Genomic DNA, 19,913 nt, shown 5'->3' on the forward strand with positions numbered 1-19,913 from the left:
GAAGGAAGGGGAGCCGACCAGACGGCCGACTCCCCTTCCTCAGGCACCGTCGCTCAGGTGCTCACCTCTCCGTCCCGGCTCAGCTGCAGCCGGAGGTGGAGCCGCAGCCCTCGCAGAGGTAGCAGGAGCCCGACGGACGCATCTTCGTGCCGCAGGTCATGCACAGCGGCGCGTCCGCCGCCTTGCCCAGGCGCAGCTCCAGCAGCTCGGTCGAGCTGCCCGCGCGCTGCACCTCCTCCTGCTTCTCCTCCTTCTGGTAGTCCACAGTGGAGCGCAGGGTGTCCAGGACCTCGCTGGGCTGCTCGGCCGGGGCCGCGTCAGTGCCGTTGACCTGCGCCTCCCGCTCCTCAGCGGTGAAGATGCCCAGCTGGGCGCGCTTCTCGTAGGGCAGGTAGTCCAGCGCCAGGCGGCGGAACAGGTAGTCGAGCACGCTGCTGGCCATCCGGACGTCCGGGTCGTCGGTCATCCCGGCCGGCTCGAAGCGCAGGTTCTGGAACTTCGAGACGTAGAACTCCAGCGGGATGCCGTACTGCAGACCCACCGAGATCGACATCGAGAAGGCGTCCATGACGCCCGCCAGGGTCGACCCCTGCTTGCCGAGCTTGACGAAGATCTCGCCCAGCCCGTCGTCCGGGTACGAACCGGCGTGCAGGTAGCCCTCGGCACCGCCCACGGTGAACGACACCGTCTGGCTCGGCCGCTTCTTCGGGAGCCGCTTGCGGACCGGGCGGTACTCGATCTGCTTCTCGACCTCCTTCTCCTTCTCGGCCTTGTCGCCCTTGCCCGCCGACAGCGGCTGCCCCACCTTGCAGTTGTCGCGGTAGATGGCCAGCGCCTTCAGGCCCAGCTTCCAGCCCTCGAAGTAGAGCTGCTCGACGTCCTCGACGGTCGCCGACTCCGGCATGTTCACCGTCTTGGAGATCGCGCCCGACAGGAACGGCTGCACCGCGGCCATCATCCGCACGTGCCCCATCGGAGCGATCGAGCGCTCGCCCATCGCGCAGTCGAAGACCTCGTAGTGCTCCGGGCGCAGCCCTGGCGCGTCGACCACGTGGCCGTGCTCGGCGATGTACTCGACGATCGCCTCGATCTGCTCTTCCTGGTAGCCCAGCGCCTGCAGCGCCCGCGGCACCGTCTGGTTGACGATCTGCATGGAGCCGCCGCCCACCAGCTTCTTGAACTTGACCAGCGCCAGGTCAGGCTCGATGCCGGTGGTGTCGCAGTCCATCATCAGGCCGATGGTGCCGGTCGGGGCCAGCACCGAGGCCTGGGCGTTGCGCCAGCCGTTGCGGGCACCGATCTCCAGGCACTCCTGCCACACCTTGGTCGCCAGCTTGTGCACCGTGGCGTCGTTGTGGTGGTAGGTGCGGACCAGGTCGTTGGCCGCGGCGTGCTTGCGCATCACCCGCTGGTGCGCCTCGGCGTTGCGGGCGTAGCCCTCGTACGGGCCGACGACACCGGCCAGCTCGGCCGACCGCTTGTAGGCGGTACCGGTCATCAGCGAGGTGATCGCCGCCGCCAGGGCCCGGCCGCCGTCCGAGTCGTAGGCGTGGCCGGTGGCCATCAGCAGCGCGCCCAGGTTGGCGTAGCCGATGCCCAGCTGGCGGAACTTGCGGGTGGTGTCGCCGATCGCCTCGGTCGGGAAGTCCGCGAAGCAGATCGAGATGTCCATCGCGGTGATGACGAACTCGACCGTCTTCTCGAACAGCTCCGCGTCGAAGGTCAGGTCGTCGCGCAGGAACTTCATCAGGTTCAGCGACGCCAGGTTGCAGCTGGAGTTGTCCAGGTGCATGTACTCCGAGCACGGGTTCGACGCGGTGATCCGACCGGTCTCCGGCGAGGTGTGCCAGTCGTTGATCGTGTCGTCGTACTGGATGCCCGGGTCGGCGCACTCCCACGCCGCCCGCGCCATCTTGCGGAACAGGTCGCGGGCCCGCACCGACTCCAGCACCTCGCCGGTGGTGCGAGCGCGCAGCCCGAAGGTGCCGTCGCTCTCCACCGCGCGCATGAACTCGTCGGAGACGCGCACCGAGTTGTTCGCGTTCTGGTACTGCACCGAGCTGGCGTCGGCACCACCGAGGTCCATGTCGAAACCGGCGTCGCGCAGGGCGCGGATCTTGTGCTCCTCGCGCGCCTTGGTCTCGATGAACTCCTCGATGTCCGGGTGGTCGACGTCGAGCACCACCATCTTCGCCGCGCGGCGGGTCGCGCCACCGGACTTGATGGTGCCCGCCGAGGCGTCCGCGCCGCGCATGAACGACACCGGGCCCGAGGCGGTGCCGCCCGAGGACAGCAGCTCGCGGGAGGAACGGATGCGGGACAGGTTCAGGCCGGCGCCGGAACCGCCCTTGAAGATCAGGCCCTCTTCCTTGTACCAGTCGAGGATCGACTCCATCGTGTCGTCCACCGACAGGATGAAGCAGGCCGAGACCTGCTGGCGCGAGCTGGTGCCGACGTTGAACCACACCGGCGAGTTGAAGCTGAACACCTGGTGCAGCAGCATCCAGGTGAGCTCGTGCTCGAAGATCTCGGCGTCGGTGTCGGTGGCGAAGTAGCCGTGCTCGACACCGGCCTTGACGTAGGTGCCGACCACCCGGTCGATGAGCTGCCGCAGGCTGTTCTCGCGCTCATCGGTGCCCACCGCGCCGCGGAAGTACTTGCTGGTGACGATGTTCACCGCGTTCAGCGACCAGAAGTCGGGGAACTCGACACCGCGCTGTTCGAAGTTGACCGACCCGTCCCGCCAGTTGGTCATCACCACATCGCGGCGCTCCCACGTGACCTCGTCGTACGGGTGCACCCCCTCCGTGGTGTAGACGCGCTGCACCCGGATGCCCTTGCGGGCACCTGCTTCCGGCTCCCCCGCTGCGCCGGCCGGGCTGCCGACGGTCTCTGTCATGACCTGACCCTCTTCCTTGTCACTCGCTCGTCGTGCTTGGTCGGCCCCGTCCGGGCTCCCCGTCCGGTTCGGTCGTGCCTGTGACTCCAGCGACGCCCCTGGTCGGCGCGCTGGGTGGTGTTTCGCGTTCCCGGCACCGCGGCGAACCGCGCGCCGGCGAGACTTACTCACGCTCGCTCTCCACCCCGTCCTGCGCGGCCGGCCGAGCGGCCCGCAGATCGGCGATCTCCTTCTCGAAGTCCTCCACCGAGGAGTACGCCCGGTACACGCTCGCGAAGCGCAGGTAGGCGACCTCGTCCAGCTCGCGCAGCGGACCGAGGATCGCCAGACCGACCTCGTGGCTGGGCAGCTCGGCCACGCCGAGCGACCGGACGGTCTCCTCCACCTTGTGCGCCAGCTGCTGCAGCGCGTCCTCCTCGACCGGGCGGCCCTGGCACGCGCGGCGCACCCCGCGCACCACCTTCTCCCGGCTGAAGGGCTCGGTGACGCCGGAGCGCTTGACCACCGACAGCACCAGCTCCTCGATCGTCGTGAAGCGCCGACCGCACGTCGAGCACGATCGCCTGCGCCGGATCGCCTGGCCTTCTTCGACCTCGCGCGAATCGACGACCCGGGAGTCCTCCCCGCGACAGAATGGGCACCGCACCGGCACTCACCCCCTTCCCCCACGCCGTCGCCGCGTCCGCGGCAGCCGACGACGAACTCACGCTCCGTGGGCGCATGAACACCTGGGAAGCCCAACCTGTGGACTAAATACACGGGCGTAACTACTAGATGTTGTGGTCGACTCTAGACCGCGCCCGATCGCGACGCAAACTCGGGAGGGCCTTCGGAGCGTCGCCCGCGCCACCCCCGGACACCGCCTGGCGAAACCCCAGGTCGCCCGTCCCGAACCCCCGCCGGGGGGCTCAGTCGTCCACCGGGACGAGCAGGAGCCGACCGGGTTCCGCGGCCGCCGCGCCGGGCCCGTTGACCTCCACGATGCGGTCGACCACCGCCCGCGGATCGGCGCCCGGCACCACCCGCTCGGCGATCTCCCGCAGAGTGTCCCCCGCCCGGACCTCGACCAGCGCGGCACCTCCCGTCGTCGGCGCGTCGCGGACGCCGAAGAGCCCCACCAGCATGACGATGAGGAACGTGGAGATCGCCACCGAGGTCAGCCACAGCCAGTCGCCGCTCCGGCGCCCGGCGTCGCCCGCCGCCGGCTGCGGCGCGCGCGGCACCACCCGGCCGACCGGCCACCGCTCCCGCCCCGGCCGGACCGCGCCGGCCGCCCTCCGGCCCGGCACCCGCGCGGCGGACCGCCGCTCGACCCGGCACGGCCGCCCCGCCGCATCGATGGACGTGGTCATGCCGCCTCCCGCACCCCTGGGACCATGATCGAATGCATGTTCGATCGAACCTGCGTGCGATTGTGTACCAAGAGACCCCCATAGGGCGATACTTGGGGCGGAAATTAACTCGAACAGGTGTTTGATCTCTGTGTTTGCGGCGTCTACTGTGGAAACCGGGCGGCCAGAACCGTCGCCCCGCGATCAGCACCGCAGTTCAGACGGACAGGAGGCAGCGGTGGCGAGCAATGCGACCGGCTCGATCGAGGGCCGGGTACACGACGTCAAGGACTCCGAGGCCGACGTGCACACCCTGCCCGAACAGGCCAGCGGGGCCGAGGAGCTCAGCGATCGCCAGCTCCGGGTGCTGGAGGCGATCCGCAAGTGGATGCGCGAGCACGGGTACCCGCCGAGCGTCCGCGAGATCGGCGACGCCGTCGGGCTCACCTCGACCTCGTCGGTCGCCTACCAGCTCCGCGTGCTGGAGCGGAAGGGCTACCTGCGCCGGGACCCGCACCGCCCGCGCACGGTCGGGGTGCTGGTCGGCGGCGAGTCCGAACCGGAGAACACCGGGCAGGCCAAGCCCGCCTACGTGCCGGTGGTCGGGCGCATCGCGGCCGGCGGCCCGATCCTGGCCGAGGAGTCGATCGAGGACGTCTTCCCGCTGCCGAAGGAGATCGTCGGCGACGGGACGCTGTTCCTGCTCAAGGTCGTCGGCGACTCCATGATCGACCTCGCCATCACCGACGGTGACTGGGTCGCGGTGCGTCAGCAGCCCGACGCCGAGAACGGCGACGTGGTGGCGGCGATGATCGACGGCGAGGCGACGGTGAAGACCTTCAAGCGCACCGACGAGCACGTCTGGCTGATGCCGCACAACTCCGCGTACGAACCGATCCTCGGCGACGAGGCACAGATCCTCGGCAAGGTGGTCGCGGTCCTGCGTCGGCTCTGACGCAGCAGGCCCTTCCTCGTGGCGCCGAGCAACGCTGGCAGCCGGGCTCACGGGTGTCCGGTCAGCGGTTGCGGCGCAGTCGGCCCGCGAGGAAGACGAGCAGCCCGGCCAGCACGGCGGCGAACACCATCGCCTGACCGGTGGGCGCACCGGTCTCGTCGGTGGGTTCGACCCGTTCGGTGGGCTGCGATCCGGCACCCCTGTCCTCCGGCGGTGCGGTAGCGCGATCGGCGAGCAGCCTCGCGGCTCCGGGGATGCGGCGGACTGGTTCGTGTCCTTCTGATGCGGACAGCACGGCGCCGTCGGGCTCCCACGCGATGGCTTCGCCCTGAGGTTCGTTCGGCAGCGCGATGCGCAGGGGTTCTCCGCGCAGCGCGGCCACCACATCACCGTCCGGTGCGCTGTAGAGGTAGACGTCGGTGTAGGTGCGGATCGCGACGGTCCTGCCGTCGTGGCTGACCGAACCGCCGGTCACCAGGGTCGAGCCGATTGACGGCGACACCGGGCCTCCAGGCGTCCCGGTCGAGCGCAGGGCGATCGAGCCGACCCGTTCCAGCGGCACCGTGCGTTCGGGGTCCAGCGGTTGCGCCGGGCGGTAGACACCAGCGACGCCCAACGGTTCCTTGGTGACGATGAAGGGCACACCCGCCCGGTCGAGCAGCAGCGCCTCCGCATCGTGCGCGCCGTCCGGGTAGGACAACCGGTGCAGCACGACACCACCCTCGGGCGACATCACGTGCAGCGCGACGGTGTCGCGACGGCGGCGGTTGTCCCCGACATCGGCCAGCCACACCGACCCGTCCGGGCCCAGCGCCAGGTCCTCCACGTCGTACGGATCGACCGGGCTCGTGCGCACGTCCCGCACCGAGCAGTCGGCCGGGTCCAGGACGTAGACCCGCAACGCACTGCCACCGTCGTTGGTCGCGTACCAGGAACGCCCGTCGGAGGCCAAGCCGGAGAGCTCTTCCAACCGGTCGTCCCGCACCCGGCACTGCTCGACCGGTTCGGGCGCCTGCGCGGCCGCCGGTGACGCCGTGACGGAACCCGACGTCACCAGCAGCAGCGCGGTCGCGACCGCACCGACCGCGTTCACCCGGTGAACGGCTCCAGCGCGCTGGCCAGGTCGGGCCGGACCTTGGCACGGAGCCGGGTGCCCTCCGGGGTGTGCTCCTCGTCGACGACCTCGCCCTCGGAGTGCACGCGCGCGACGAGCTCGCCGCGGGTGTAGGGCACCAGCACGTCGACGAAGACGTCCGGCCGGGGCAGGCGGTCCGCGATGGCTTGGCGCAGCTCCGCCACGCCCGTGCCGCTGTGCGCGGAGACGAACAGCGCCTCCGGCAGCAACCGCCGAAGCTCGGCGATGCGCGTCTCGTCCACCGAGTCGACCTTGTTCACCACCAGCAGCTCCGGCGGCACCTCCGACCCGTGCTCATCGCTGATCTCGTTGAGCACCTGGCGGACCGCGGCGACCTGCTCGTGCGGCGACTCCTCGGAACCGTCCACGACGTGCACCAGCAGGTCCGCGCCGGTGACCTCCTCCAGCGTGGAGCGGAACGCCTCGACCAGCTGGTGCGGCAGGTGGCGCACGAAGCCGACGGTGTCGGTCAACGTGTAGGCGCGCCCGTCCGGGGTGGTGGCCCGCCGGGTGGTGGGGTCCAGGGTGGCGAACAGCGCGTCCTCGACCAGCACCCCCGCGCCGGTCAGCGCGTTGAGCAGGCTGGACTTGCCCGCGTTGGTGTAGCCGGCGATGGCCACGCCCGGCACCGCGTTGGCCTCCCGGCGCCCGCGCTTGGTGCCGCGCACCGTGCGCATCGCCGCCAGCTCCTTGCGGAGCTTGCTGATGCGCTTGTGGATGCGCCGCCGGTCGGTCTCCAGCTTGGTCTCACCGGGACCGCGGGTGCCGACGCCGCCGGTGGCGCCACCGGCCCGACCGCCGGCCTGCCGGGACATCGCCTCACCCCAACCACGCAGGCGCGGCAGGAAGTACTGCAGCTGGGCCAGCTCCACCTGCGCCTTGCCCTCCTTGGAGCGGGCGTGCTGGGCGAAGATGTCGAGGATCAGCGCGGTCCGGTCGACCACCTTCACCTTCAGCTTCTCCTCCAGCTGGCGCAGCTGGCCGGGCGAGAGCTCGCCGTCGCAGATCACGGTGTCGGCGCCGGTCGAGGCGACGATGTCGCGCAGTTCGAGCACCTTGCCGGACCCGATGTAGGTGCCGGGGTCCGGGCGGTCGCGGCGCTGGATGACGCCCTCCAGCACCTCCGAGCCCGCGGTCTCGGCCAGGCGCGCCAGTTCGGCGAGCGAGGCGTCGGCGTGCGCGGCGTCACCGTCGGTCCAGACCCCCACCAGCACCACGCGCTCCAGGCGCAGGCGGCGGTACTCGACCTCGGTGATGTCCGCGAGCTCGGTGGACAGGCCCCGGATCCGCCTCAGCGACGCGCGCTCGGCGAGCTCCAACTCACCCGTGGAGGGCTCGGCAGACGCAGGGACTTCGTTGTCGTCGGCGTCGACCACGTCGTGGTCGAGGTCGGCGGACCAGGTCAAGGAATTCTTCATATCGAGGCCATTGTCCCACGCCCCGCGACCCATTTTCACGCCTCGAACCCGCGGTGACCCGTTCGCGCCGGTGGGACGCCACGAACGGCCGCAGGCCGGCTCCCGCTGGACCGTCCTACGGGTGCTCCCACCAGCCGGCGTCGAGGCGCCCGCGGGCGACGAGCACGGCCGGCCCGGTGAGCGTGGTGGTCGACGGGGTGACCTCCACCTCGACGGTGCCGCCGGGGACGTGCACCACCCGCCGGCCGGTGTCCGCACCGGCCGCGCGCAGCGCCGCCACGGCCGCCGCGACGGTGCCGGTCCCGCAGGAGCGGGTCTCCCCCACGCCCCGCTCGTACACCCGCATCTGCACGTGGTCGCCCTCCCGCGGCCGGACGAACTCGACGTTGACGCCGTGCGGGAACAGCTCGGGGTCGTGCGGCGGCCGGGTCGTCAGGTCCAGCTCCGCCAGCTCGACGTCGTCGACGCAGGCCAGGTGCGGGTTGCCTACGTCGACGGCGATCCCGGTGAAGGTGCGTCCGGACGCGCTGGTGGTGGACTCGCCGAAGACCTTGGCCGCGCCCATGTCCACGGCCACCTGGCCGTCCTCGCGGATCCGCACCGGGCGCACGCCCGCCCGGGTGCCGACCAGCAGCTCACCGGCCTCGGCCAGCCCGGCGTCGGCGAGGTAGCGGGCGAACACCCGCACGCCGTTGCCGCACATCTCGGCGATGGAGCCGTCGGCGTTGCGGTAGTCCATGAACCACACGTCCGCGGGGACGTCGGCGGGGGCGTCCGGCAGCGCACCGGTCCGGACCACCCGCAGCACGCCGTCCGCGCCCAGGCCGCGGCGGCGGTCGCACAGCGCCCGCACCCGCTCCCCGGTCAGCGCCAGCGCGCCGTCCGGGTCGGGCAGGATGACGAAGTCGTTCTGGGTGCCGTGGCCCTTGAGGAACTCGGGCCCGTCAGGAGTGCGCACGGGCCCGAGTCTACGGAGCCAGCGCGGCCCGGACGTCGGCGACCAGGCCCGGGTCGGCGGCGTCGAACCAGCGGATCCGGCTGTCGCGGCGGAACCAGGAGCGCTGGCGGCGGACGAAGCGGCGGGTGAGCTTGGCGGTCTCGGCCGCGGCGGCCGCCATGTCCTCGGCACCGTCGAGCTCCGCGAGGACCTGCTGGTAGCCCAGGGCCCGGCTGGCGGTGCGCCCCTCGCGCAACCCGGCCTTGGCCAGGGTGCGGACCTCCTCGACCAGTCCGGCGTCGAACATGCGCGTGACCCGCTGGTCGACGCGCTCGTCGAGGGCGCCGACCGGGCGGTCCAGGCCCACCAGGACCGCGTCGTAGCGCGGCGGCCCGGGCTTGGGCAGGTTCGCCGAGAACGGCTTGCCGGTGATCTCGATGACCTCCAGCGCGCGCACGATGCGCCGCCCGTTGCTGGGCAGGATCGCCGCCGCGGCGGCCGGGTCCAGCTCCTCCAGCCGGCGGTGCAGGGCGGCGGGGCCGACCCGGGCCAGCTCGGCCTCGTACGTGGCCCGGACCTCGGGGTTCGTGCCGGGGAAGGACAGGTCGTCGACGACGGCCTGCACGTAGAGCCCGGAGCCGCCGACCAGGATCGGGGTGCGCTGCCGGGCCAGGACGTCCTCCACGGCGGCGCGGGCGTGCCGCTGGTAGGCGGCCACCGAGGCGGTCTCGGTCACGTCGAGCACGTCGAGCAGGTGGTGCGGGACGCCCTGGCGCTCCTCCTCGGTGAGCTTGGCGGTGCCGATGTCCATCCCCCGGTAGAGCTGCATGGCGTCGGCGTTGACCACCTCGCCGTCGAGGTCCTGCGCGAGCTGCACGGCCAGGTCAGACTTGCCGGTGGCGGTGGGACCGACGATCGCCACCAGGTGGGGGAGGGACTGCACGCCTCGACCCTAGTTCGGCGCCCGCGGCGCCGGCACGGGCGGGGACGGGCCGGTCAGTCCTGCCGGGTCCAGGTGGCGACGTGGTAGGTGACGCCGTGCGGGGTCGCCGAGTAGAGGAGCTCGCCGCGCCAGGTCCCGCCGCCGGCCGCCACGACGCCCGGCAGCACCTGGAGCGCGGCGCGCCCGTCGACACCGAGTTCCGCGCACAGCCGCGGGTCCAGCGCCCGGAGCCGGTCGACGTCGACCTCGGCCAGCGCGGTGCGGAGCTGCTCGTCGAGCGGCGCGGCGCGCTCGTCCGGGGGACGGGGAGAGCGCTCGCCGGAGCAGTTCGTGCCGTCCGCGAGGACCAGCAGGCCGTCCGCCTCCGCCACCAGCGACTCGCCGAGCCGTCGGCTCTCCTCCGCCGGGGTGTCCGGGGCGAGCAGGCGCACCGTGGCGGAGGAGGCCCCGGCCTGTTCTCGCAGCAGGCCGGTGACCAGGACCGGGAGCGGCAGGCCCGGGTCCACCGGCGCGGTGCCGCCCAACGTCACGCGAACGTCCCTACCGAACCCCTCGAACGTGCCAACCGTGTCGGGGCCGAACGCGACGGGACCCGACGGATCTGTGCCAACGGCCACCCATTCGGCTGCACGTTCCGTCAGACTGGAAACGGCGCGCGAACAGGCGCCCCGCAGACGCTCGGTCTCCGCGTCGGCGCGCACGGTCAGCGCGGGGACGAGCAACGGCGGGCACGGCACCACAGCGACACAGGTGATCACACCTGTGCACGGTAGAGGCACTGGCGGACGTGATGGTGCGGGGAGCGGCGACCGACGGCGGAGCGGTCACGTCCACCCTGCCCGCTGCACCCGAACAGGTGCTTGATGACAATGAAGCCGTGCAGGTCAGCGGAGTGCTGTGGTGGCCGCGCAGGGTGGTTCGCCGCTGCTTCGGCGCGTCGTTCGCGCGACGGAGTACCGATTCGCGCTGTGACCTGTTTGAATGCGCCAGCGGAGGCCGGACCGCCGAGGGGTTCGGGTCGCCGCTTGCTGGGCCCCGCCGCCGCGGGGCGCCCGTGCCGGGCACGGGCATCGGAGCGGGCACGCAAGGAGGAAGCCGGCCATGACGCACCAGGACACGACCCCCGAGCCGGTCGCGAGCAAGGCGACCGAGGACTCGACCACCGGCACCACCCGGTCGACCACGGCCGCGCCCGCGGTACCGCCCGCGTCCGCCGATCCCGCCCGGTGGGGCCGCGTGGACGCCGACGGCACCGTCTACGTCCGCACCGCCGACGGCGAGCGGGCGATCGGCTCCTGGCAGGCAGGTGACGCCGCCGAGGGCTTGGCCCTGTTCGCGCGCAAGTTCGACGACCTGCTCACCGAGGTCGAGCTGCTGGAGACCCGGCTGAGCACCCGCGCCGGCGACCCGAAGCACACCTTGAGCAGCGCCAAGCACCTGCACGAGTCGCTGCCCGAGGCGGCGGTGGTGGGTGACCTCGACGCGCTGACCGCCCGGGTCGAGCACCTGCTGGCGCGGGCCGAGCAGGCCGTCGAGGGCGCCAAGCACGAGAAGGAGCGGGCGCGCGCCGAGGCGATCGCGCGCAAGGAGGCACTGGTCGCCGAGGCCGAGCAGATCGCCGCCGAGGCCACGCACTGGAAGAGCGCCGGCGACCGGCTCCGCGAGATGCTCGAGGAGTGGAAGACCATCCGCGGCGTCGACCGCAAGACCGACGAGCAGCTGTGGCGGCGGTTCTCCAAGGCGCGTGACGCGTTCAGCCGCCGCCGGGGCTCGCACTTCGCCGAGCTGGACCGGCAGCGCGCGGCGGCCAAGGCCCGCAAGCAGGAGCTCGTCGAGGAAGCGGAGTCGCTGACCGAGTCGACCGACTGGGGGCGGCACCGCGAGCCGCTACAAGCAGCTGATGGCGGAGTGGAAGGCGGCCGGGCGGGCGCCGAAGGACAGCGACGAGGCGCTGTGGCAGCGGTTCCGCGCCGCGCAGGACCGCTTCTTCAGCCGCCGGTCCGAGGCGTTCTCCGAGCGCGACGCCGAGTTCGCCGCGAACGCGAAGCTCAAGGAAGAGCTGCTCGTCGAGGCCGAGAAGATCGACCCGTCCGCCGACCTCAAGGCCGCCCAGGCCCAGCTGCACCGCATCCAGGAGCGGTGGGACGAGATCGGCAAGGTGCCGCGGGAGCGGATGCGCGAGCTGGAGGGCCGGTTGCGGGCGGTGGCCGACAAGGTCCGCGCGGCCGCCGACGCCCAGTGGCGGCGCAGCGACCCGGAGGCGCAGGCGCGGGTCGACCAGTTCCGCGAGCGGGTCGAGCAGTTCGAGGCGCAGGCCCAGAAGGCGCGCGCCGCGGGCGACGAGCGGCGCGCGAAGGAGGCCCAGGAGCAGGCCGACCAGTGGCGGGAGTGGCTGGCGGCCGCGGAGCAGGCGATCGCCAGCCGGTAGTCGCGGCTCGCGCGGTCACTCCGGCGGCGCGAGCAGCCGGTCCCGCAGTGCCTCCAGGTCGGCCTCGGTGCACCCGCCGGCGCGGAGGTGGGCCTCGGCGTCGAAGCCGTCGAGCGCCGCGTGGAGCGCCTCGCGCCTGGTGGTGCCGTGCTGGGCGAGGACCTCGGTGATCGCCGGTGCGTCGTCCGGCCAGCCCAGCCGTGCCCACAGCGGCCTGAGCCCGGCGCTGCTGAGCTCGTAGTCGGCGACGATCTCCTCAGCCGGGACGCCGGCGAAGGCCAGCAGCAGCACGGCGACGATCCCGGTCCGGTCCCGGCCCGCGCGGCAGTGCACCAGGACGCCGCCCGGTCGGGCGTGCGCGATGGCCTTGGCGACCTCGGCGGTGTGCGCGGGGTACCGGTCGAGGAACGGCCGGACGTACAGCGGTGTGCCGTGCAGACCGGTGCCCCAGTAGCTCCAGAACTCGGTGTCGTGCACCGGGTCCAGGGGTACAACGAGGTTCTCCAGGGCCTCCGGTCTCGGGGCGAGGTCGGCGGCGGGCTCGTCCTCACCGGCCAGGTCGATGACGGTGCGGACCCCGTGGTCCCACAGCTGCGCCCACCCCGCCTCGGTCAGCAGGGACAGGTCTGCCGAGCGCACCACCGCGCCCCAACGCGTCCGGCGTCCGTCGACGGTCGGCAGACCGCCCAGGTCGCGCACGTTGTACCCGCCGTCCCAGTGGAGTTGTCGTGGTGTGGTCGACATGCCCGTGGGACGCGCACGGGTGACGCCGGGTTGCCCGGCGGGAGCTCAGTCGCGGGACCAGAGGACCCTGATCCACTGCACGGCCAGGACCGCCATGCAGAGCACCGCGAGGACCAGGCCGATCGCCGGTCCGTGCTGACCGCTGGTCTGGCGGGACCAGATCGCCATGATCCCCTCGAACGACACCACCACCCCGGCCAGGCCGGCGACGAAGGCCACCACCCAGCGGCGGCTGATCAGCGCCAGCGTGCCGAAGCCCAGCCCGACGACGGTGGAGTTGAGCGCGAACAGCCACGGCAGCAGGCCGATGTCGAGCTTCGGGTCCGCCTGACCGGTCAGCACCTCCCAGCCCGCGGCGTCCCCGGTCCAGGGCAGCAGCGAGCAGAGGACCAGCACCAGCATCACCGAGGCGATCACCAGCGCCCGCGCACCGGGGTCGATGCGGCGCAGCAGGTCGCGCTGTTCCCGATCGGCGTTGTCCCTCATCACGTCCTGCGCTCCGCTCAACACGCACATCCCTGTTCCGCGCTCGGCTGCGGGGCCGGGGCCCCGAAGGACGGCAACCCGAGCGTCACGCCCGAGGTCTTCGGCCGCACGCCCTCTTCCCAGTGGTCGCCCGCCCGGGTGCGCCGGTGCGCGGTGATGTCGGTGTCGGCGACCAGGTGGTGCGGGGCGGCGCGGGTGATGGTGGTGTGCACGACGTCCCCGGGCCGGACCTCGCGGTCCACGGCACCGGTCGGGGTGAAGTGCACCAGCCGGCCGTCGCGGGCCCGGCCGGTCAGCCGGTGGGTCTCGGCGTCCTTGCGCCCCTCCCCCTCGGCGACCAGCAGCTCCACCGAGCGGCCGACGAGCTCCTTGTTCTCCTCCCAGGAGATCTCGTTCTGCAGCGCGACCAGCCGGTCGTAGCGCTCCTGCACGACCTCCTTGGGCAGCTGGTCGGGCAGCTCCGCGGCGGGCGTGCCGGGCCGCTTGGAGTACTGGAAGGTGAACGCGCTGGAGAACCGGGCCTGCCGGACGACCTCCAAGGTCGCCTCGAAGTCCTCCTCGGTCTCCCCGGGGAAGCCGACGATGATGTCGGTGGTGATGGCCGCGTCCGGCATCGCCTCGCGGACGTTGCGCAGGATGTTCAGGTACCGCTCGGACCGGTAGGAGCGGCGCATCGCCTTGAGGATCCGGTCGGAGCCGGACTGCAGCGGCATGTGCAGCTGCGGGCACACGTTCGGCGTCTCGGCCATCGCCTCGATGACGTCGTCGGTGAAGTCGCGCGGGTGCGGCGAGGTGAAGCGGACCCGCTCCAGGCCCTCGATCTCCCCGCAGGAGCGCAGCAGCTTGCCGAACGCGAAGCGGTCGCCGAACTCGACGCCGTAGGCGTTGACGTTCTGCCCGAGCAGCGTCACCTCGAGCACGCCCTCGGACACCAGCGCCTGCACCTCGGCGAGGACCTCGCCGGGGCGGCGGTCCTTCTCCTTGCCGCGCAGCGACGGCACGATGCAGAAGGTGCAGGTGTTGTTGCAGCCCACCGACACCGAGACCCAGCCGGAGTAGGCGGATTCGCGGCGGGCCGGCAGCGTGGAGGGGAAGACCTCGAGGCTCTCCAGGATCTCGACCTCGGCCTCGTCGTTGTGCCGCGCGCGCTCCAGCAGCGCAGGCAGCGACCCCAGGTTGTGGGTGCCGAAGACGACGTCCACCCACGGGGCGCGCTTGACGATCGCCTCCCGGTCCTTCTGCGCCAGGCAGCCGCCCACGGCGATCTGCATGTTCGGGTTGCGCTCCTTGGCGGGGCGCATGTGGCCGAGGGTGCCGTAGAGGCGGTTGTCCGCGTTCTCGCGGACCGCGCAGGTGTTGAACACGACCACGTCCGCATCGCCCGAGTCGGCGCGCACGTACCCGGCGTCCTCCAGCATCCCCGCGAGGCGCTCGGAGTCGTGCACGTTCATCTGGCAGCCGAAGGTGCGGATCTCGTAGGTCTTCGTGCTCACCGTTCCACGGTAGCGCCTGGTCAGATCGCGGATTCACCCGCCTGGCGCGCGGACGGCGACCGATCTGGGCACGGAGCGTCAGCGATCCCGCACGAGAAGCGACTGCGGAGCGTAACCTAGTTGCAACCTGGCTCTGTCCGTTCCGTCTGGACTATCCCCCGAAGGAGGCTTAAGTTTCGGCCATCACATCCACTGCAGAGCGTTCAGGAGTGTGCATGACCGCAGCTCCCACGGACACGCCGATGATCCGGATGTCCGCGGTCGACAAGTACTTCGGTTCCTTGCACGTGCTGCGGGAGATCGACCTGGAAGTGCCCCGCGGGCAGGTCGTGGTCGTCCTCGGGCCGTCCGGGTCGGGCAAGTCGACGTTGTGCCGCGCGATCAACCGCCTGGAGCCGATCGACGCGGGCCGCATCGAGATCGACGGGGTCCCGCTGCCCTCCGAGGGCCGGGCGCTGGCTGAACTGCGCGCTGACGTCGGCATGGTGTTCCAGCAGTTCAACCTGTTCGCGCACAAGACGATCCTGGAGAACGTGACCCTCGGGCCGGTCAAGGTCCGCAAGCAGGACAAGGGCGCCGCGCGCACCACCGCGATGGAGCTGCTCGAGCGGGTCGGCATCGCCGACCAGGCCGACAAGTACCCGGCGCAGCTCTCCGGTGGCCAGCAGCAGCGCGTCGCGATCGCCCGCGCGCTGGCGATGAAGCCGAAGGTGATGCTGTTCGACGAACCCACCTCGGCGCTGGACCCGGAGATGGTCAACGAGGTGCTGGACGTCATGACCGACCTCGCCGCCGAGGGCATGACCATGGTGGTCGTCACGCACGAGATGGGCTTCGCGCGCCGGGCCGCGCACCGGGTGCTGTTCATGGCCGACGGCGAGATCGTCGAGGACGCCGAACCGGACGCGTTCTTCGACCACCCGAAGAGCGACCGGGCCAAGGACTTCCTCGGCAAGATCCTCACCCACTGAGTGCGCACTGCGCAGGGAGGCACAAGGAATGCGAGCCAAGAAGATGCGGTTGGTGACCGTGCTGGCAGCGTCGCTGGCGCTGGCACTGACCAGCTGTGGCCGGGAAGGCGCGCCCGGGGGCGGTGACGAGTCGCAGGTCCAGTTCGAAGTGGCCCAGAACGTGCAGGTCGAAGGCTCGCCGACGTTCGACCGGATGAAGCAGCGGGGCCGCGTCGAGGTCGGTGTCAAGGAGGACCAGCCGGGGCTGGGCTTCCGCGACCCGGTGACCAACCAGTACTCCGGCTTCGACATCGAGATCGCCCGGATGATCGCCGCGCAGCTCGGGTTCGACCCGAACACGCAGATCGACTACAAGCCGATCCCCTCCACCGCGCGCGAGCAGGCGATCTCCACCGGTGAGGTGGACTACTACGTCGGCACCTACACGATCAACGACAAGCGCAAGGAGCAGGTCGGGTTCGCCGGGCCGTACTACATGGCCGGCCAGGACCTGCTGGTCCGCGCGGACAACACCGACATCACCGGCAAGGACTCGCTCAAGGGCAAGAAGGTCTGCTCGGCGACCGGGTCGACCCCGATCCAGAAGGTCAAGAGCGAGCAGCTGACCGAGCCGCAGAACATCGTCGAGTTCCAGCGCTACTCCGAGTGCGTGCAGCAGCTGCTCGACGGCCAGGTGGACGCGGTCACCACCGACGACGCCATCCTCAAGGGCTACGCGGCCCAGGACCCGGACAAGCTGAAGGTCGTCGGCAAGACGTTCTCCGAGGAGCCCTACGGCGTCGGCCTGTCCCGCGACGACACCGCGCTGCGCAACAAGATCAACGACATCCTGGAGCAGGCGGCGAAGAGCGGCGAGTGGAAGCGCATCTACGACGCCACGCTCGGCAAGTCCGGCAGCACCGCCGAACCGCCCGCGGTGGACCGCTACTGATCCGTCATCGGGTGCCCGGGGTCGCGCGCCCCGGGCACCCGGTCCCTCCTGGAGCACGCATTGTTCGACATCTTGGTGGAGTACGGCGACGTCCTCGCCAGGGGGTTCCTGCGCACCATCGAGCTCTTCCTGCTGTCCGCGGCGGGGTCGCTGGTGCTGGGCACGGTCCTGGCGACGTTGCGGGTCAGCCCGGTCCCCGCGCTGCGGGCGGTCGGCACCGGGTACGTGACGCTGCTGCGCAACACCCCGCTGACGCTGGTGTTCTTCTTCTTCGTCTTCGCCTACCCCAAGCTGGAGCTGGTCCAGTTCCCGTTCTTCACCGCGGCGGTGATCGCGCTGACGATCTACACCTCGGCGTTCGTCTGCGAGGTGGTGCGGTCGGGCATCAACACCGTCCCGGTCGGGCAGGCCGAGGCGGCGCGTTCCATCGGGCTGGGCTTCGGCCAGTCGCTGACCCAGGTGATCCTGCCGCAGGCGTTCCGCGCCACGGTGCCGCCGCTGGTGAGCGTGCTGATCGCGCTGTTGAAGAACACCACGGTCGCGGCCGGGTTCAGCGTGAACGAGGTCGGCTCGGTCATCCCGTTCCTCAACGAGCAGGGTGAGCCGACGCTCAACGCCTTCATCTGGATCGCCGTCGGTTTCCTCGTCCTGGTCGTCCCGCTGACCCTGGTGCAGCGCAGCTTCGAGAAGCGGTGGAGCGTGTCCCGATGAGCAGCGTCCTGTTCGACACCCCCGGGCCGCGCGCCCGCGCGCGCAACCGGCTGATCAGCGTCATCAGCGCGGTCGTGGTGCTGGGACTGCTGGGCTACGTGCTGCTGCGGTTCTACGAGACCGGCCAGTTCGACGCCAGCAAGTGGGAGTGGCTGCTCTACGAGCAGATCCAGCTCGAGCTGCTGGGCGCGCTGTGGAACACCGTTCGCGCGTTCCTGATGGGTGCCGTGCTGGCCCTGGCCTTCGGCGCGGTGTTCGCGCTGGGCCGGCTCTCCGACCACGCCTGGTTGCGGGTGCCGTGCGCCGCGGTGGTGGAGCTGTTCCGCGCGATCCCGCTGGTCGTGCTGATCTTCTTCCTGTACTACGCGGCGCCGTCACTGGGCGTGAACTTCGGCCAGTACTGGTCGGTCGTGCTGGGCCTGACGCTGTACAACGGCTCGGTGCTGGCCGAGGTGTTCCGGGCCGGGGTCACCGCGCTGCCCAAGGGGCAGACCGAGGCCGCCTACTCCATCGGCATGCGCAAGAACCAGGTCATGCGGACCGTGGTGCTGCCGCAGGCGGTGCGCATGATGCTGCCGGCGATCATCAGCCAGCTGGTGGTGCTGCTCAAGGACAGCGCGCTGGGCTTCCTGATCACCTACCAGGAGCTGCTGTACTACGCGCGCTACCTCGGCGGCATCCCGACGCTGGACCGGCCGATCATCCCGGTCAGCCTGGTGGTGGCGGCGATCTACATCTCGATGTGCCTGCTGCTGGCGTGGGTCGCGAACTACCTGGAGCGGCGCAACCGCCGGGCGAAGAAGACCGAGCAGCTGGCCCCGGCCGCCAAGCCGGTGGCGGAAGCCACCGTCGGCGACTGACGCTCGAGCACCTCCGGCCGCGGCCCCGGTGCGGAACCCCAGCGCCGGTGCCACCTGACGGGTGAGAGGTGAAGGACACCTCCCGCCGATCCGTTGGTGGCAGGTGCCCTTCACTCCGGTCCGCGGTGGGAGGGGCGGCGCTGCTGTCCCTCGCCGGAGGTGCTCCGTCGTCTCAGCCGGCCAGCAGTTCGGCCCGGACCGCGGCCGGGGCGGTGGGGTCGGTGCCGCGCCAGGCGACCACGTCGTCCGGCCGGAGCAGCAGGCCTTCCCCCGGGGACAGGAAGTCGGCGTCCAGGCGGTGCACCGGGACGCCGTCGGTCCGCCAGCGGTGCGGGTCGTCGGCCACCGCGAGCGCCCACCCCGGACCGGCGAGGTCCACCGTGGACAGCGTGCGCCCGGGGCCGAGCCACCGGTGCGGGACGCGGGTGGCGACTCGCCCGGCCGGGGCGAACTCGGTGACCGGTTCGGCCTCGCCGCCGTCGCCGACGAACGCCCCGGCCGGGTACTGGAACCCGCCCGCGGCGAGCACGAACGGGTGGGCCAGCGCGGCGTCCGGTTCGGACGTCACGTCCGCCGAGCGCCGACTCGACTGGTCGGCGGCGAACCGCCCCGCCGGGCGCCGCTCGGCGTCGTAGCTGTCCAGCAGCGCGGGCGCGGCGGTCCCGGAGAGCACCGCGGCGAGCTTCCAGCCGAGGTTGTGCGCGTCGTCGATGCCGGTGTTCGCGCCGAGCGCGGCGAACGGGGGCATCACGTGGGCGGCGTCCCCGACCAGGTGCACCCGCCCGTCGGAGTAGCGGTCGGCGACCAGCTCCTCCGGCTGCCAGCGCAGCACGCTGCGCACGTCGAGGTCCGGTGCGGGAACGCCGAGGACGGTGCGCAGCAGCGCGGGCCAGTCCCGGTCGGGGTCACCGCCGTTCGCCAGGAACACCCAGCGGGTCCGCCCGTCCACCGAGGCCAGCGCGCCCGGTGCGGCCGGGTGCTCCAGCCTGCAGAGGTTGAACTCCCGGCCGCGCACCACCGCGGACAGGTCGGCGTGGAAGTAGACGCTGACCTGCGGCCCGCCGATCGCGCCGCGCCCGGAGCGCGGGATCCCCAACGCGGCCCGGACCGGGCTGCGCGCACCGTCGGCGGCGACGAGGTGCGCGGCGCGCAGGCTGCTCTCCCGCCCGGCCCGGTCGCGCAGCGCGGCCAGCACCCCGTCGGCGTCCTGCGCGAACGAGGTGAGCTCGGTGCTGAACAGCACCCGAGCCCCGGCGTCCTCGGCCGCCCGGCGCAGGACCGGCTCCAGCACGTCCTGCGCGACCAGGCACGGCAGTTCCGGGCTGGCCTCGACCGGCTGCTCCCCCGGCCCGGTGGGCTGCCACAGCGGGAGCTGCCGGGCGTCGGCGAGCGTGCGCCCGGTGGCCATGTGGTCGTGCTCGGCGAGGTCGCGCGCGGCCTCGCGGACGGCTGCGGCGAGCCCGAGCTCGCGGAAGACCTCCATGCTGCGCATGTGGAGCCGACGTGCCTTGGGCTGCGGTGAGGTCGTGGCGCGCTTCTCCACGAGGGTCACGTCGACGCCGTGGTGCCGCAGGACGAGCGCCGTCGTCAGGCCCACCAGGCCACCGCCGACCACCAGCACCTGACCATCGCGTGTACGTTGTACATTCACGATGTACGTTGTACACCACG

The 19,913-nt window shown here is 71.7% G+C and carries 17 protein-coding genes and 1 pseudogene; 6 read left to right on the plus strand and 12 right to left on the minus strand.

The features are described from left to right. Positions 1–79: 79 nt before the first annotated feature. From HNR68_RS22055 to HNR68_RS26985, 3 genes are all read right to left on the minus strand, one after another. On the minus strand, positions 80–2,899 hold the full coding sequence (locus tag HNR68_RS22055; RefSeq protein WP_179723661.1) for a vitamin B12-dependent ribonucleotide reductase: 2,820 nt from the start codon (positions 2,897–2,899) through the stop codon (positions 80–82). 163 nt (positions 2,900–3,062) lie between these two features. Further along, a complete protein-coding gene (nrdR, locus tag HNR68_RS22060) occupies positions 3,063–3,545 on the minus strand; it encodes a transcriptional regulator NrdR (protein WP_179723662.1) in 483 nt (160 codons plus the stop codon). A gap of 262 nt (positions 3,546–3,807) precedes the next feature. Next, positions 3,808–4,251, minus strand: a complete 444-nt coding sequence (locus HNR68_RS26985; RefSeq protein ID WP_246330513.1) for a hypothetical protein — start codon at positions 4,249–4,251, stop codon at positions 3,808–3,810. 217 nt (positions 4,252–4,468) lie between these two features. Between HNR68_RS26985 and lexA the strand changes: the two genes are divergently transcribed. Beyond that, positions 4,469–5,185: a transcriptional repressor LexA gene (gene lexA / locus HNR68_RS22070; protein ID WP_179723663.1), complete on the plus strand. Its 717-nt coding sequence runs from the start codon at positions 4,469–4,471 to the stop codon at positions 5,183–5,185. A 61-nt stretch (positions 5,186–5,246) separates the two neighbouring features. Here lexA and HNR68_RS22075 read toward each other — a convergent pair whose 3' ends face one another. The 5 genes from HNR68_RS22075 to HNR68_RS22095 form a co-directional block, all read right to left on the minus strand. Continuing rightward, positions 5,247–6,278, minus strand: a complete 1,032-nt coding sequence (locus HNR68_RS22075; protein WP_343050321.1) for an NHL repeat-containing protein — start codon at positions 6,276–6,278, stop codon at positions 5,247–5,249. Continuing rightward, positions 6,275–7,738, minus strand: coding sequence for a GTPase HflX (gene hflX, locus HNR68_RS22080; RefSeq protein ID WP_179723664.1), 1,464 nt, complete (start codon positions 7,736–7,738; stop codon positions 6,275–6,277). Before hflX ends, HNR68_RS22075 begins: the two co-directional genes overlap by 4 nt. Positions 7,739–7,853: 115 nt before the next feature. Next, positions 7,854–8,696 carry a diaminopimelate epimerase gene (dapF, locus tag HNR68_RS22085; protein WP_179723665.1) on the minus strand — a complete coding sequence of 281 codons (843 nt, stop codon included), beginning with the start codon at positions 8,694–8,696 and terminating at the stop codon, positions 7,854–7,856. A gap of 10 nt (positions 8,697–8,706) precedes the next feature. Continuing rightward, positions 8,707–9,618 (minus strand): tRNA (adenosine(37)-N6)-dimethylallyltransferase MiaA, encoded by a 912-nt coding sequence (miaA, locus tag HNR68_RS22090; RefSeq protein WP_179723666.1) that lies wholly within the window; start codon positions 9,616–9,618, stop codon positions 8,707–8,709. A 53-nt stretch (positions 9,619–9,671) separates the two neighbouring features. Next, positions 9,672–10,148 carry a class III extradiol ring-cleavage dioxygenase family protein gene (locus tag HNR68_RS22095; RefSeq protein WP_246330514.1) on the minus strand — a complete coding sequence of 159 codons (477 nt, stop codon included), beginning with the start codon at positions 10,146–10,148 and terminating at the stop codon, positions 9,672–9,674. Positions 10,149–10,719: 571 nt separating this feature from the next. Here HNR68_RS22095 and HNR68_RS22100 point away from each other — a divergent pair. Then, positions 10,720–12,046: pseudogene (locus HNR68_RS22100) on the plus strand (DUF349 domain-containing protein). Positions 12,047–12,061: 15 nt separating this feature from the next. On the opposite strand, the gene HNR68_RS22105 reads toward HNR68_RS22100, so the two are convergent. Genes HNR68_RS22105 through miaB form a run of 3 tightly spaced genes read right to left on the minus strand, consistent with a single transcriptional unit; the run spans position 12,062 to position 14,769 of the window. Then, on the minus strand, positions 12,062–12,790 hold the full coding sequence (locus HNR68_RS22105) for a tyrosine-protein phosphatase (protein WP_179723668.1): 729 nt from the start codon (positions 12,788–12,790) through the stop codon (positions 12,062–12,064). Positions 12,791–12,835: 45 nt separating this feature from the next. Beyond that, positions 12,836–13,297 (minus strand): Rv2732c family membrane protein, encoded by a 462-nt coding sequence (locus HNR68_RS22110; protein WP_246330515.1) that lies wholly within the window; start codon positions 13,295–13,297, stop codon positions 12,836–12,838. Next, positions 13,294–14,769, minus strand: coding sequence for a tRNA (N6-isopentenyl adenosine(37)-C2)-methylthiotransferase MiaB (miaB, locus tag HNR68_RS22115; protein ID WP_179723670.1), 1,476 nt, complete (start codon positions 14,767–14,769; stop codon positions 13,294–13,296). Before miaB ends, HNR68_RS22110 begins: the two co-directional genes overlap by 4 nt. A 242-nt stretch (positions 14,770–15,011) precedes the next feature. Between miaB and HNR68_RS22120 the strand changes: the two genes are divergently transcribed. From HNR68_RS22120 to HNR68_RS22135, 4 genes are read left to right on the plus strand one after another with little or no spacing between them, the layout of a single operon-like run. Beyond that, positions 15,012–15,740 (plus strand): amino acid ABC transporter ATP-binding protein, encoded by a 729-nt coding sequence (locus tag HNR68_RS22120; protein WP_179725368.1) that lies wholly within the window; start codon positions 15,012–15,014, stop codon positions 15,738–15,740. 28 nt (positions 15,741–15,768) lie between these two features. Further along, the gene (locus HNR68_RS22125) at positions 15,769–16,671 is read left to right on the plus strand and encodes a glutamate ABC transporter substrate-binding protein (RefSeq protein WP_246330516.1); all 903 of its coding nucleotides are present in this window, start codon (positions 15,769–15,771) and stop codon (positions 16,669–16,671) included. A gap of 60 nt (positions 16,672–16,731) precedes the next feature. Next, on the plus strand, positions 16,732–17,382 hold the full coding sequence (locus HNR68_RS22130; RefSeq protein ID WP_179723671.1) for an amino acid ABC transporter permease: 651 nt from the start codon (positions 16,732–16,734) through the stop codon (positions 17,380–17,382). Next, positions 17,379–18,242 (plus strand): amino acid ABC transporter permease, encoded by an 864-nt coding sequence (locus tag HNR68_RS22135; RefSeq protein WP_179723672.1) that lies wholly within the window; start codon positions 17,379–17,381, stop codon positions 18,240–18,242. Before HNR68_RS22130 ends, HNR68_RS22135 begins: the two co-directional genes overlap by 4 nt. A gap of 172 nt (positions 18,243–18,414) precedes the next feature. Here the strand turns inward: HNR68_RS22135 and HNR68_RS22140 are convergent, their stop codons facing one another. After that, the gene (locus HNR68_RS22140; RefSeq protein WP_179723673.1) at positions 18,415–19,893 is read right to left on the minus strand and encodes an FAD-dependent oxidoreductase; all 1,479 of its coding nucleotides are present in this window, start codon (positions 19,891–19,893) and stop codon (positions 18,415–18,417) included. Positions 19,894–19,913 lie beyond the last annotated feature (20 nt).

The sequence above is a fragment of the Saccharopolyspora hordei genome, from assembly GCF_013410345.1.
Lineage (GTDB): Bacteria > Actinomycetota > Actinomycetes > Mycobacteriales > Pseudonocardiaceae > Saccharopolyspora > Saccharopolyspora hordei.

What these genes read in the sequence shown, in the direction of transcription:
- HNR68_RS22055 (WP_179723661.1), bottom strand. Translation starts at nt 2,899, where the DNA reads ATGACAGAGACCGTCGGCAGCCCGGCCGGCGCAGCGGGGGAGCCGGAA.
- HNR68_RS26985 (WP_246330513.1), bottom strand. Translation starts at nt 4,251, where the DNA reads ATGACCACGTCCATCGATGCGGCGGGGCGGCCGTGCCGGGTCGAGCGG.
- hflX (WP_179723664.1), bottom strand. Translation starts at nt 7,738, where the DNA reads ATGAAGAATTCCTTGACCTGGTCCGCCGACCTCGACCACGACGTGGTC.
- HNR68_RS22105 (WP_179723668.1), bottom strand. Translation starts at nt 12,790, where the DNA reads ATGTCGACCACACCACGACAACTCCACTGGGACGGCGGGTACAACGTG.
- HNR68_RS22120 (WP_179725368.1), top strand. Translation starts at nt 15,012, where the DNA reads ATGATCCGGATGTCCGCGGTCGACAAGTACTTCGGTTCCTTGCACGTG.
- HNR68_RS22125 (WP_246330516.1), top strand. Translation starts at nt 15,769, where the DNA reads ATGCGAGCCAAGAAGATGCGGTTGGTGACCGTGCTGGCAGCGTCGCTG.
- HNR68_RS22135 (WP_179723672.1), top strand. Translation starts at nt 17,379, where the DNA reads ATGAGCAGCGTCCTGTTCGACACCCCCGGGCCGCGCGCCCGCGCGCGC.